The sequence below is a fragment of the Corallococcus sp. RDP092CA genome (genome assembly GCF_041903675.1).
Classification (GTDB): domain Bacteria; phylum Myxococcota; class Myxococcia; order Myxococcales; family Myxococcaceae; genus Corallococcus.
Window position 1 is genome coordinate 71,202 of the sequence record NZ_JAYESI010000014.1, and the last position, 13,282, is coordinate 84,483.

The window sequence follows — 13,282 nt, forward strand, 5'->3', positions numbered from 1 at the left end:
AATCACGCTGTCCGCAGGGGCCCGCGTCTAGCGGAAAGCCTGACGCGGCACCAGGGGCCCGCGAAAAGCCGTCTGCTCGAAGTCACAACGGGCCTCCCATTCGGTGGCGGCCGCCCAGAAGGCGGCCCCATAGTCCGGCAGCGCGCCCACCTCATGCCGCACGGCGCCGCAGTCGCCGGCCAGGTAGGCGGCTTCAATCCTCAGCCGCGTGGCCTCCCGGCGGATGGCCTCCGGGAGGGTGGCGTCCGCCAGGGCGCGCTGGAGCTGCTCGCCCGCGAGCGCCGGGGCCCCCACCTGGTGCAGCCGCCGCCCCAGCAGGTAGCGCAGCCACGGGTCCTGCGGCGAGGAGAGCAGGGCGCGGTCCAGCAGCAGCAGGCGCAGCTCCTCCTGGGGCGCGCGGAAGTACGCCTCGATGGGCGCGCGCCGCGACGGCGTCTCCAGCGCGGCCAGCTTCACCTGGGCGGTGCGCGTCACCTCCGGCCCGGCGTCCAGCGCGAGCGCGGCCTGGAGGAGCGCGCGGGCCCCCTCCACGTCGTCCAGGTGGAGGGCCACGTCCGCGCGGGCCACGGCCACCTCCGCGGCGAGCGCGGGCCGGTCCTTCACCTGCTCGGCGAGCGCGGCCAGCACCTTCGCCGCGTCGGGCGCGCGCTCCAGGGCGTCCAGGGCCACGGCCTGGCCCAGCTGGAAGGACGGCTCCTCCGGCTGGAGCCGGGCGGCGCGCTGGTAGCGCTGGAGCGCGTCCTGCGGGTCGCTGGCGAGCGCGTCGCGGGCGGAGTCCGACAGGCGGGCCACCTCGCGGGCGCAGGCGCGGGAGAAGAGGCTGCCGGTGCGGAAGCGGGCGAAGGCGCGCGCGAGCGTGGACGCGTCCAGGGGCAGCGCGTCCAGGGTGCGCTCCCACTCGGTGACGAGCTCGTCCAGGGGACGGCCGTAGGCCTCCTCGAAGTCCGCGTGCGCGTAGACGGCGCGCAGCCGGTCCGCGCCGTAGGTGTCCGCCAGGTAGCGCAGGAACGACCCCGCCACCGTGTACGCGCGCGCCGGGGCGGACTGGTAGAAGCCCCGGGGCCCCATGAGGTCGCGCATGTCCGGGGCCAGCCCCTGCCGGCGCATGCCCGCGGCCCACTGGTGCAGGGTGAGCTCGCCCTGCACGGGGTCGTCCGCGGCCACCGCGAGCCCTTCAATCACGCCCATCAGCGGCCACACGCCCAGCCGGGTGGTGACGCGGAAGAAGCCGGAGCCCGCGGGGCCCGCCATGACGTGCGCCAGCTCGTGGTGCAGCGTGGAGTGGGGGAAGGGCTTGTCCTGGATGTGCAGCTCCGCGCGCCAGGGCTTGGCGAACTGGGTGCGGCCGGCGCCCACCAGCCGCTGCTTCTCGTCCTCGGAGCGGTAGAGCCACACGCGCACGCGCTCCGTGGGGGCCACGCCCAGGAAGCGGGACGTCTGGGTGAAGCGGAACTCCAGGTCGCGGGCCAGCCGGTCCACGTCCTGGCGGGCCTTGCCGCGCGGGTAGTGCAGGACGAAGTGCTCCGTCTCCCGCACGCCGCCCAGCTGCTCCGCGAGGTACGCGTCCGTCATCCGCAGGCCCAGCTGGGGCGCGCGGGCCTCCAGCCAGAGGATGCCCAGGGCACAGGGGAGGACCAGGCCCAGGAGCCCCCCCGGGCGCGCCCCCCTCGGCGACAGGCGCCCGGTGCGCACGTCCAGGAGCGCGATGGCGAGCCCCGCGAAGACGCCCCCCCACAGGAGCGTCTCCAGGCGGAACCAGCCCAGCGCGGCGGTCAGCTGGAGCGCCTCGTCGTACAGCGGGCCGGGCAGGTGCCCCAGGAAGACGTTGAAGGCGAACACCTGGGGCCCGAAGACGATGGGCCACACCGTCACCCCCAGGGACCCGAGGAGGAGCAGGGCATACAGCCCCGCCGCGCTCCGGGGCCGGGCCGTCGCGAAGCCCAGGAGCACACCCGCCGCGGAGGCGATGAGGGCGGAGGGGAGGGTCAGGAGGGGGTAGAAGCCCGCCAGCTCGAAGGGGTCGCACGCGGTGCGGAGCCGGGCGAAGAGCAGGGCGCACACGAAGGGGGGGACCAGCACCCCCACGTTGAGGAGGGCGCTGGCGCCCAGGGCGCGGCCCACGGTGGTTCCGGGCAGGGCGGACGCTTCCACCCCGGCGGGCCGGGGCGAGGCGCCGGTGAGGAGCCGGCGCTCCTGGGCGGCGGCGGCGATGCCGGTCCCCCCTCCGAGCAGGCCGACGGCGATGGACAGGGCCAGGCCCAGCTCGAAGCCGGGGACCCCGAAGAGGGGGAGGAGGACGAGCGCCGACCCCCCACCGCCGAGCAGCAGCACGGTGGCCAGGACGGCCGGACGGCCCAGCAGTGCGCGGGCACGGGGGAGGACTTGCCGCATGGCGTCCCCTATACTCCCCGGCCGCATGTCCGAACAGAAGAGCGGATCCGAACTGCGCACCCACGGTCGTGCGCCCATCGAGCTGAAGGTCGACTACAAGAAGCTCAATTCGTTCTTCGCCGATTACACGAAGAACATCAGCAAGGGCGGCACGTTCATCAAGACGAAGAAGCCGCTGCCCATCGGCACGCGCTTCCTCTTCAAGCTGACGGTGCCGCACCGCGAGGCACCCTTCGAGCTGCTGGGCGAGGTCGTCTGGTCCAAGGCCGACGCGGAGGAGCCCGGCATGGGCATCCGCTTCATCTACAGCAGCGAGTCCCAGCGCGTGGACTTCGAGACGCTGGTGGAGCGGCTCATGTCCGACAGCCTGGGCTCCGAGCTGACCGAGAAGCTGCTCAACAAGCCCCTGCATCCCCAGCACCCATGAGGCCGCGGACGCGCCTGACGTTCGTCGTGGCGGCGCTGGCCTTCGCGGGCGGCGCGTGTCAGGAAGCGCCCGCCGCGCCTCCGAAGCCCGCCGCGCCCGCTCCGGCGCGACCCCGGTCCAGGGACGTGTCGGCGGAGGACTACGTGATGCCGACCCTGCCGCGCGCGCACGTGCGGCTGAAGGATGCCTACGGAGGGGTGCACCGCCTGGAGGTGGAGGTGGCCGCCACGGCCGAGTCGCGCACGCGCGGGCTCATGTGGCGCAAGTCGCTGCCGGCCGGGCAGGGCATGCTCTTCCTCTTCCCGGATGAAGACGTGCGCGGCTTCTGGATGCGCAACACGCTCATCCCGCTGGACATGCTGTTCATCACGTCCGAGGGCCGCATCGTGGGCATCATCGAGAACGCGGAGCCGCGCACGCTGACGAACCGCTCGGTGGGCATCCCCAGCCAGTACGTGCTGGAGGTGCCGGGCGGCTGGTGCCAGAAGAACGGCGTCGTGCGCGGCGGCACGGCGGAGTTCGAGGGCGTGAGCACCCTCCCCATCACGCCGTGACACGAGGGCGGCCGACGACGCGCGTCTGTCGCGCGCCCGGTCCCCCCGTGATGAAGAAGTGACCCGCTGCTCAAGGCAGCGCCACGTCACCTCCGCAGGATGCGCGTCGCGCGTGAACGCCCCGACACCCGGCTCGGAGCGCGCGCCACCTCCTGGAGGATGCACGCATGGCTTCTCGTCTGTTGGGCCGCGCCACTGGCGCGGTGCTCCTGCTTGGCACCGCGTCGTGGGTGGGTTGCGAGGGAGACGCAGGTCCCGCGGGCGCGGAAGGCCCCAGGGGCCAGGACGGCCAGGACGGCGCCCAGGGGCCGGCGGGGGAGCCGGGCGCCCAGGGCCCCGGCACGCTGGGGCAGCCGGGGCCGGGCGCCACGGCGCGCGCTCCGGGCGTGGAGTCCGGCACGCCGCTGTCGTCGGTCATCGCGGTGACGTTCCGGGGAGACCTGGGCACGGGCGCGACCAACGTGGCGGAGTACGTGAAGGCGCGCGTGGAGCAGGTCGTCACGGGCACGCTGCCCTCGCCGCTGGTGTTCCCGCTGTCGCCCGCGTCCACGGACACGGTGCGTTCGGTGCCGGGCCTGTATCCGACCACGGTCATCAAGTGGATGGACCCGCTGGGCTTCAGCAAGGGCGCGCCGCGCTTTGGCGCGAACGTGGACTTCATCGCCTTCTTCGGGGACGGTTGGTCGCAGGACGGCCGCGCGCCGCAGTACCACGGGCAGGCCTCGGCCGGCTGGATGTGGATCAACCACGAGTACATCTCCGGCACGAAGCCGCGCGTGGGCACGGCGCCCATCGGGCAGCACCTGGACTTCGCGCGCTTCCTGCGCAACACGGGCGCGCTCTCCAACACGGTGACGGACGGCACGTCGTGGCAGGCGGACGCGCTGGTCTCCTACAACCGCGAATGGAAGAAGCAGGTGGGCGGCACCTGGATGCGCGTGGTGCAGGACCCCGCGACGGGCGGCTGGGCGGTGGACCGCAACGCGGCCAACGTGCGCTACGACGCCACCAGCGCCACCCTGGCGAAGGTGGTGGGCGTGACGCTCTCCGGCGAGGAGCACGATGACGCCGGCGAGGCGCTCGCGGCGGGCGTGGTGGCTGGCACGCACTCCAACTGCTCCGGCGGCCAGACGCCTTGGGGCACGGTCATCGTCGGCGAGGAGAACGTCCAGGGCGTCTACGGCGACCCGGAGGCCGCGCTGTGGACGGGGAAGAACGACTGGATCCCGGCGGCCCCGGGCTTCGCGCCGGGCGCTCCGCTCGCGCCTGACTTCTCGGCGCCGGCGGACGGCGACATGATCAGCGGGGACCGCAACTCCACGCACCTGAAGGACGGCTATGGCTACCTGACGGAGGTGGATCCGGGGCAGCCGGCGGACCTCTGGTACGGCAAGGACGCGGAGAAGCCGGGCGCGGGCCACCGCAAGCTGGGCGTGATGGGCCGCGCGCACTGGGAGAACGCCACCTTCGTGGTGGACGCGGACTGGAAGCTGCTCGCGAACCAGCCCATCGTCATCTACGGCGGTGACGACCGGCGCGGCGGGCGCGTCTTCAAGTTCGTGTCGTCGGGCAGGTACACGCCCGGGATGACCCAGGCGCAGGTGCGCGCGCTGCTGGACGCGGGCACGCTCTACGTGGCGCACTTCGCGGGCCTGGACAACGCGACGGGCGACACGCTGGTGGGCGGGGGAGTGCCCACGGACGCGGCGCCGGGCCACGGCCGGTGGATCCATCTGGGCCTGGACAGCACGGACCTGGCGCCGAACGGCGAGGCCTTCGGGAAGCCGACGCTCCAGGTGGGCGCGGCGCTGCGCGACGTGAACCACAACGCGATGGGCGGCTTCGTCAACGACGACCAGGTGCGCAAGCTGCTGTGGACGGCGGCGAACAAGGTGGGCGTGATGGAGCTCAACCGCCCCGAGGACACGGAGTGGAACCCGAAGGACCCCAGCGGCACGCCGCTGCTCTACGTGGCCTTCACCGAGCACGGCGACCCCACCGCGCTGGATCAGGACGGCCGGGTGGCCACCGCCGAGCTGAAGGACGGCGCGTGGGTGAAGAAGGAGCGCGGCGCGCAGGACAACCGCGCGGTGGACAAGGTGGGCTCCATCTTCGCCATCCGCGAGGCGGATCCGGCGTCGCCCGCGGGCTCGAAGACGTTCGACTTCTTCCGCGTGTGGAAGGGCGAGGCGGCGGCCACCAGCGCGGCGCCGGAGTTCGCGGCGGCCAAGCCGGACAACCTGGTCATCGACCGCGAGGGCGGCGTGTGGTTCGGCACGGACGGCAACTTCGGGGTCAACAAGGTCGCGGACGGCGTCTTCTACCTGGACCAGGCGCCCTCGCACCGCCAGAGCCCGTACTTCCGCAAGGCGTTCCGCGTGCTGTCCATGCCGAGCGACGCGGAGGCCACGGGGCCGGCGTTCAACGCGGATATGACCAGCCTGTTCGTCAGCGTCCAGCACCCGGGCGAGGACAGCTTCAGCGTCTGGCCGTAGTGGTCCACGGAGACGGAGCCTTGCGCATGCGTTCATCCGTGCTCGATGGGGTGCGAGGCCCCGTCTTCATCGTCCTGACGTTGGGGGCCTTCGCCGCGGCGGCGGGCATGTGGCGGTGGCGCGCGCCCGCCGTGGGGGAGCCGCCGTTTGATCCGCTGGCGCAGGCCCTGGCGGCGGGCAGTCGGGTGGCCAACCGCGAGGCCCCGGTTCCGTCCATGTGCTACACGAAGACGGCCGGGGGCTCGAACCCGTGCTGGACGTGTCACACGGGCGGCGTGGGCAACAACGTGATGGCGGACGACTCGCTCCAGGCGGAGTACGCCTTCAGCGACGTGGGCCTGACGAACCACTGGACGAACCTCTTCACGGACCGGACGCGCGCGATGGCGTCCATCTCCGATGACGAGGTGCTCGAGTACATCCGCGAGGACAACTACACGCCGCTGCGCGCCGCGCTCAGGGGGCGCGGCGGGGGCTACAAGGGCTGGGTTCCGGACCTGGACCTGGCGCGGGGCTTCGACGCGGAGGGCTTCGCGCGGGACGGCAGCGGCTGGAGGGCCGTGCGCTACAAGCCGTTCCTGGGCACCTTCTGGCCCACGAACGGCAGCACGGACGACGTGTACATCCGGCTCCCGGACGCCTTCCGGAAGGACGCGAGCGGCCGGCCATCGCGCGAGGTGTATCGCTTCAACCTCGCGGTGCTGGAGGCCGCGATGACGGTGGAGCCGGGCCTGCTGGACGTGACGGCCGCGAGCCGCCGCGTGGAGCCGGTGGACGAGCACGTGGGGGGCCTGGACCTGGACGGTGACGGAGCCCTGTCCGCGAGCGTGGAGCGCGTGAGCGGGTTGCCCGCGCACTACGCGGGGGGCGCGGCGGACGTGCGGGTGCGGCGCTACACGTATCCGAGGGGCACGGAGTTCCTGCACACGGTGCGCTACGTGGATCCGGACGCGCCCGCGCTGCTGTCCACGCGGATGAAGGAGCTGCGTTATTCGCGCAAGGACGAGGAGCCGGCGGACGACCGGGTGCGGAACTTCTACGCGGAGGAGCAGGAGAAGAAGGTCCGCGGCCGGCTGCCCGCGTTCCCTGGCACGCCGGAGCTGGGGTTGATCAACGAGTTCGGCTGGCGCCTTCAGGGCTTCATCGAGGACGCGAAGGGGCGGCTGCGCCTCCAGACGCTGGAGGAGCACGTCTACTGCATGGGCTGCCACACGAACCTGGGCGTGACGGTGGACCAGACCTTCGCGTTCCCGCGCAAGGTGCCAGGGCGTGAGGGCTGGAGGCCGCAGGACCTGCGGGGCTTGCCGGACGTGCCGCAGGCGGGGCACACCGCGCCGGAGACGGCGACGTACTTCGAGCGCGTGCAGGGCGGCGATGAGTTCCGCGCGAACCAGGAGCTGCTCGAGCGATTCTTTCCGCGCGGCGTGCTGGACCTGCCAGCCGTGCGGCGAGCGGCGCCTGGTGGAGACCGCGACCTCGCGTGGCTCGTGACGCCATCGCGGGAGCGCGCGCTTCAGCTCAACAAGGCCTATCAGGCGCTGGTCCGGGAGCAGGCGTTCGCGCTGGGACGGGACACGCTGCTGGCGCCGCCCGCGAACGTGCACCGCGCCGTGGAGAACGGCTCGACCGAGTTGGAGGCCACCGGCCGTCTCTACACGGACGGACGGCTGCACCTCCGCTGGGAGTAGGGCGCGAAACAGGTGTCCGGGCCGGGCAGCGCAGGCACCGTCCACCCGGTGCGTCAGGACCTGTCCGACAGTCCGACAGGTTCGCGGCGTGCGCCGCTGCCGGGGAGACCTCGCGGGGATGCGGCCCGAGTCCCGCGGCCCGTGGCGTGCGCCGCTGCCGGGGAGCCCTCGCCGGGATGCGGCCCGGGCCCCGCGGTGTGTGGGCTCGCCGCCCTGGGCGAGCCCCGCGGACGACCGTGCCTTGCCCGTGAGGTGAGGCGCGGTCCGACTACTTCACCGCGCCAGGCTGGAACAGGAACGTGCTGGTGTGCGTCTGCGCGGAGACGGCCTTCACGCGCTTGCGCAGGGACGCGGCGACGGAGGACAGCTCGGCGGGGTGGGGCTGGGCGGACAGGCCGTGGTGGTCCACCGCCGCGAGGCTCAGCGTCACCGGCACCGTGTCTCCCGCCGCCGTGACGCCGCCACGCCGCAGGTCCTCCGGACCGTAGAGCGGCACCTTCTCCGCGTCGAAGCGCTGGCAGAGCGTGCGCAGCACCTCCGGCGCCACCGTGTCCGGGCACACGAGCACGAAGTCGTCGCCGCCCACGTGGCCCAGGTTCGAGCCCTCCGGCAGCAGGTGCAGGCACTCCGACAGGAGGCTCGCCGTGTGGCGGATCACCCGGTCGCCCTGGAGGAACCCGTAGCGGTCGTTGTACGCCTCGAAGTGATCCAGATCCGCGTAGATGATGGTGAACGCGCGGCCCTGGAGCGCGGAGCGGATCCACCGCTCAATCATCCGGCTTCCGGGTAGGTCCGTGAGCGGATGCGCGCCCGTCGCCGCGTGCTGCTCCAGGTCCGAGGCCCGCGCGATGAGCTGCTTCATCGTCACCGTGCCCAGGAAGTGGCCCTGCGCGTCCGTCACCACCACCGGGTCGTAGACGGACTCGGACGGCCGGCGCATCGCCATGCGCGCCAGCGCAGTGATGGCCGTCGCGTCCTCCACGACCATCGGCGCCTCGCGCGGCCCCTCCGGCAGCGCGGACACCGCGGTGGCGTCGGCGCCCCCGAGCCGCGCGTAGAAGCTCCGCCGCGTCACCACCGCCTGCGGCTGCTCCCCGTCCAGCAGCACGACGTGGTCCTCGCCCGGCGTGCGACGGAAGAGGCGGTCCAGCTCCACCGCCTGCGCCGTCACCGGCGCGCACGGCGGGCGGATGATCATGCTGCCCACCGTCTCGTCATCCTCGTGCTCGCGGTGGTGCAGGGCGCGGATGGCCTCGCGGCAGCGCTCCGCGAAGTCCGCGCCCGGCCGCTGCGGCGAGCTCACGGGCCGCGCCAGCAGGTAGCCCTGGGCGTGCCGGATGCCCAGGCGCAGGAGCACCGCCAGCTCGTTCCACGTCTCCACGCCCTCGGCGATGAGGATGGCGTCCACGCGCTGCGCGAACGCCACCAGCGACTTCACCAGGTGCTGCCGGTACGTGTGCAGGTGGATGTCCCGCACCAGCGCCTGGTCCAGCTTGATGAAGTCCGGCGCGCTGTGCACCAGCGTCACCAACCCCGAGTGCCCCGCGCCGAAGTCGTCCAGCGCGATGCCGAAGCCCTGCTCCGCGTACCGCCGCGCGAGCATGCGCAGCTGCTCCGTGTCCTCGAAGGTGCTGCGCTCGGTGATCTCCAGCACCAGCTGCTGCGGGCTCAGGCCGTGCTGACGCAGGAGCTCCAGCGTGGACGCGCCGCCAAAGCGCTCGTCGCTCAGCACGTCCGGGCTGACGTTGAAGAAGAAGGGGCCGCGCCGCTGCGCCTCCGGCAGCGTGGCGATGCGGCGCACCGCCGCGGTCCAGCACGCGCGCTCCAGCTCGAAGGTGAAGCCCTCCACCCGCGCGCGGTTGAACAACTCGTTGGGGGACTCCACCGGGCCCAGGCCTCGCGACAGCACCTCGTGGCCAAGGACCTCGCCGCTGAGCAGATCGACGATGGGCTGGAAGACGGTGGCGACCCTCGGCTCATCACCGTTCCAGAGCCAGGGCGGTGGCGGTGCGGGCTTGCTGGGGGAGGGCAGGCTCATGACCCCCGAAATGTACCGCGCTCTGGCACCAGCTTTCAGTCCCCCCGACCACTCGACGGGCCCAAGATCGAAAACAGGCCCTTTCTGCGTCGCCCCCCTCGGGCCCGGGACGGGGGCGCCCCGCCGGCCTCCCCAGGGCCTATTCCCCCTGAATCCGCTGGAGTTCCGGCAGCTTGGCGTCCTCCGAGGCGGCCGGAGCCGGAGCCTCCACCGGGGCCACCGGGCCCAGGTCCGCCGGCGCCACCTGGGTCAGCGTGACCTGAGCCGCGACCGCGTCCATCGCCTGGCCCTCCTCTCCCTGGGCGGTCGAGAGGGCGCGGAACCGGCGGGCCAGCGAGGCCAGCTCCGCCGCCTTCAGCTGGGCCTGACCGCTGCGCAGCGACAGCAGCGCCACGCGCGCACGCTCCAGCAGCGCGACCTCCGCGCGCAGCCTCGCGAGGATGCGCTCGCGCCGCTGCCGCATGTCCCCCAGCCGCTCCACCTCCTCCGCCAGCGACGCGGCCGCGGCCTCCAGTTGCCGGCGCGCCACCACGTCGGTGCTCGCGCGGGCGCTGCGCTCCAGGCTGTCGCGCTCCGCCTGCAGCTCCGCGGCGGCGCGTTCCTCCAGCTGCGCCTCCACGCCGGCCCACTCGGACGCCAGCTCCACCGCGCCCTTGGTGATCCGCGCCAGCGTGCGGGCCAGCTCCTCGCGCGCGGGCTCCCGGGGCAGCTTCGCCAGGGACTGGCCGCACTGGCGGTAGAGGGACAGCGCGCGCTCGGACAGCGCGTGGAAGTCCCCGGTGAGCTGGGGCAGCAGCTCCTCCGCGCGCGCCTCCACCGGGTCGGCCGTCAGGCCCAGGTGCGCGGCGATGGCGCCCAGCCCCACGAAGAGCCCCACGATGCCGCCCACCACCGCCGCCGCCAGCAGCGTGGGCGTGGCCACGGACGCCAGCCGCGCCGACAGGATGTTCGCCACCACGCCGCCCGCCAGCGTGAGCCCCGCGCCCAGCACGGCGCCCAGCCCGTAGTGCATCAGCGTGGGGCGGGCCTCCGCGACCTGTCCCTCCTCGCCCAGGTCGTTGAGCCGCGCGCGCACCAGCAGCGCCCCGGCGGCCGCGCCGCTGCTGGCCACCGTCCACGCGGGGGACAGGCCCAACCCGTAGGGGAGCGCGACGAGCACCAACCCCAGGCCGCTCAGGAGGCCCCGGTCCCACCGGTCGCCGCGCGCGCAGGCCAGCACCACGGCCGCGGGCACCAGCCACTGCAACGGCACCGGCATGCCCGCGCGCAGGCTGACCCACTGCACCAGGCCCGCTCCGGCGCCCGCCGCCAGCGCGCGCGTGACGGTGTGCTCGAAGGCTTCGCGGTGATGGAATTGCAACACGGCGGCATTCATCGGGACACCCCGGGAACGGCCCCAAGGGCCGGGAATGTCCCTTCGAACGCGCGGCGCGCGAAAAGGGTCTACGCCTTCGGGCGCGAGATGGGTCCCGTCCGGCCCTTCGTCACGCGGAGGTAGTCCGCCGGGGCGAGCACCAGCTGCGTCCCGCGCACCCCGGCCGACACGGCGACCGCGTCGAACAGCTCCAGCGTCTCGTCCACGAAGACGGGGTAGTCCTTCTTGCCCCCCAGCGCCGTGACGCCGCCCCGGATGTAGCCGGTGAGCGGCTGGAGCTCCTTGAGCGGGACGGTGTCCACCTTGCGGTCGCCGGACAGCCGCGCCAGGGCCTTCAGGTCCAGCTCCGCGTTGCCCGGCACCACCGCCATCAACACGCCGGTGCGGTCGCCCTTGGCCACCAGCGTCTTGAAGACCTGCTCCGCGGGCATGCCCACCTTGGCGGCCACCGTCTCCGCGGACAGGTCGTCCGGATCCACGTCGTAGTCGCGCAGCGTGTACGCGACGCCGAGCGAGTCCAGCAGCCGGGCGGCGTTCGTCTTCATGTGCGTTACATCCCCAGGGCCGTGGCGGCGGCCTTCACGCGCTGGAGCGCGTCCTCGGGCGTGCTGCCCACCGCGGACAGGTGGCCCATCTTGCGCCCCTTGCGCGCGTCGCGCTTGCCGTACAGGTGCAGCCGGACGCCGGGCAGCGCCAGCGCCTGCGCGAACCGGGGCCCGCCCTCCTGGAGCCACAGGTCGCCCAGCAGGTTCACGATGGCCGCGGGGCGCACCACCTCCACGGAGCCCAGGGGCAGGTTGCACACCGCGCGCACGGCCTGCTCGAACTGGCTCGTCAGGCACGCCACCTCCGTCGAGTGGAAGCTGTTGTGCGGCCGCGGCGCGACCTCGTTGACGAGCAGCGACCCGTCCCCCAGCAGGAACATCTCCACCACCAGCAGCCCCTCCACCTTCAGCGCCGCGGTGATGTCGCGCGCCACCTGCGCCGCCTGCGACAGCACGGCCGGCGGCAGCGGCCCTGGGAGCAGCGACCACGCGAGGATGCGCTCCTCGTGGTGGTTGAACGCGGGCGGGTACACCGCCAGCTGCCCGTCGGGGGCGCGCGCCACCAGCACGGACAGCTCCGCCTTCAAGTCGAGCGCGGCCTCCACCACCACGGAGCGCTCGCCCAGCTCCTTCCACGCGGCGCCCGCCTCGGCGGCCGACTTCACCTCGTACTGGCCGCGCCCGTCGTAGCCGCCCTCGCTGGACTTGATGAAGCACCTGCCGCCGAGCGCGGTGATGGCCCCGGACAGCTCCGCCTCCGAGCTCGCCTCGCGCCACGGGCCCAGCGGGAAGCCGCCCCTCGCGAGCCAGCCCTTCTGCCGGCCGCGGTGCTGCACCACCTCCAGCACGGAGGCGCCGGGCCGCATGGGCGCGTGCCGGGCCACCGCGTTGAGCGTGGACAGCGACACCTTCTCGATCTCCAGCGTCACCACGTCGCACTGGCGCGCGAGGTCCTCCGCCGCCGCCGTGTCGGAGAAGGACGCGGTGAGGCAGCGGTCCACCACGGAGCGGGACGGGCACGCCGAGTCCGGATCCAGCGCCTGCACCTGGTAGCCCAGCGTGCGCGCCGCCAGCGCCATCATGCGCCCCAGCTGGCCGCCGCCCAGGATGCCCAGCGTCCCGCCCGGAAGCACCATGGGGCCGCTCATCCCGCCACCTCGCGCTGCGCCAGCACCTCGTCCGTGCGGGCCTTGCGCCAGGCGGCCAGCCGCTCGCGCAGCTCCGGGTACTTCAGCGCCAGGATGGCCGCCGCGTGCAGCGCCGCGTTGGCGGCCCCCGGCTTGCCAATGGCCTGCGTGCCCACCGGCACGCCCTTGGGCATCTGCACGATGGAGAGCAGCGCGTCGAAGCCGGACAGCACCGTGGTGGGCATGGGCACGCCCAGCACCGGCAGGAGCGTCTTGCTGGACACCATGCCGGGCAGGTGTGCCGCGCCGCCCGCCGCGGCGATGATGACGGACAGGCCGCGGCCTTCCGCGCTGGACGCGTACTCCATCATCCAGTCCGGCGTGCGGTGCGCGGACACGACGCGCACCTCATGCGGGATGCGCAGCTCGGCGAGGATGTCGATCGCCGGTTGCAGGTGCTCCAGGTCGCTTCTGCCGCCCATGATGACCCCGACCCACGGGGTGCTCGCGCTCGCCGCCATGCTTGTTCCGCGCCTCCAGTGCGCCCTGCTTCCAGGGGGTGAAGCCTGGAAGAACGCGGAGATACGGCCACGCGATTCCACAGGTCAACCGCGAAGATGTGACGTCGCGGCGACAGGCGGG

General features: G+C 73.3%; 10 protein-coding genes. 4 read left to right on the forward strand and 6 right to left on the reverse strand.

The genetic code is table 11. The features are described 5' to 3' along the window. Positions 1-27: 27 nt before the first annotated feature. Positions 28-2,391, reverse strand: coding sequence for a hypothetical protein (locus U8525_RS17210; protein WP_374266971.1), 2,364 nt, complete (start codon positions 2,389-2,391; stop codon positions 28-30). A gap of 25 nt (positions 2,392-2,416) precedes the next feature. Here U8525_RS17210 and U8525_RS17215 point away from each other — a divergent pair, with 25 nt between their 5' ends. The 4 genes from U8525_RS17215 to U8525_RS17230 all read left to right on the forward strand — a co-directional run bounded on the left by U8525_RS17215 (position 2,417) and on the right by U8525_RS17230 (position 7,555). Further along, entirely contained in the window at positions 2,417-2,818 is a 402-nt protein-coding gene (locus U8525_RS17215) for a TIGR02266 family protein (RefSeq protein ID WP_043321926.1), read from the forward strand. After that, positions 2,815-3,372: a DUF192 domain-containing protein gene (locus U8525_RS17220; protein WP_374266973.1), complete on the forward strand. Its 558-nt coding sequence runs from the start codon at positions 2,815-2,817 to the stop codon at positions 3,370-3,372. Before U8525_RS17215 ends, U8525_RS17220 begins: the two co-directional genes overlap by 4 nt. A 167-nt stretch (positions 3,373-3,539) precedes the next feature. Then, a complete protein-coding gene (locus tag U8525_RS17225; RefSeq protein WP_374266975.1) occupies positions 3,540-5,867 on the forward strand; it encodes an alkaline phosphatase PhoX in 2,328 nt (775 codons plus the stop codon). A 26-nt stretch (positions 5,868-5,893) separates the two neighbouring features. Then, the gene (locus U8525_RS17230; protein WP_374266977.1) at positions 5,894-7,555 is read left to right on the forward strand and encodes a hypothetical protein; all 1,662 of its coding nucleotides are present in this window, start codon (positions 5,894-5,896) and stop codon (positions 7,553-7,555) included. 268 nt (positions 7,556-7,823) lie between these two features. Here U8525_RS17230 and U8525_RS17235 read toward each other — a convergent pair whose 3' ends face one another. The 5 genes from U8525_RS17235 to purE form a co-directional block, all read right to left on the reverse strand. Continuing rightward, the gene (locus U8525_RS17235; RefSeq protein WP_374266979.1) at positions 7,824-9,593 is read right to left on the reverse strand and encodes an EAL domain-containing protein; all 1,770 of its coding nucleotides are present in this window, start codon (positions 9,591-9,593) and stop codon (positions 7,824-7,826) included. Between the two features lie 139 nt (positions 9,594-9,732). Then, positions 9,733-10,956, reverse strand: coding sequence for a hypothetical protein (locus U8525_RS17240; RefSeq protein WP_374266981.1), 1,224 nt, complete (start codon positions 10,954-10,956; stop codon positions 9,733-9,735). Between the two features lie 80 nt (positions 10,957-11,036). After that, positions 11,037-11,513 (reverse strand): Cys-tRNA(Pro) deacylase, encoded by a 477-nt coding sequence (ybaK, locus tag U8525_RS17245; protein WP_374266983.1) that lies wholly within the window; start codon positions 11,511-11,513, stop codon positions 11,037-11,039. A gap of 5 nt (positions 11,514-11,518) precedes the next feature. Next, a complete protein-coding gene (gene purK / locus U8525_RS17250) occupies positions 11,519-12,661 on the reverse strand; it encodes a 5-(carboxyamino)imidazole ribonucleotide synthase (protein ID WP_374266985.1) in 1,143 nt (380 codons plus the stop codon). Next, positions 12,658-13,161 (reverse strand): 5-(carboxyamino)imidazole ribonucleotide mutase, encoded by a 504-nt coding sequence (gene purE / locus U8525_RS17255; protein ID WP_374266987.1) that lies wholly within the window; start codon positions 13,159-13,161, stop codon positions 12,658-12,660. Before purE ends, purK begins: the two co-directional genes overlap by 4 nt. Positions 13,162-13,282 lie beyond the last annotated feature (121 nt).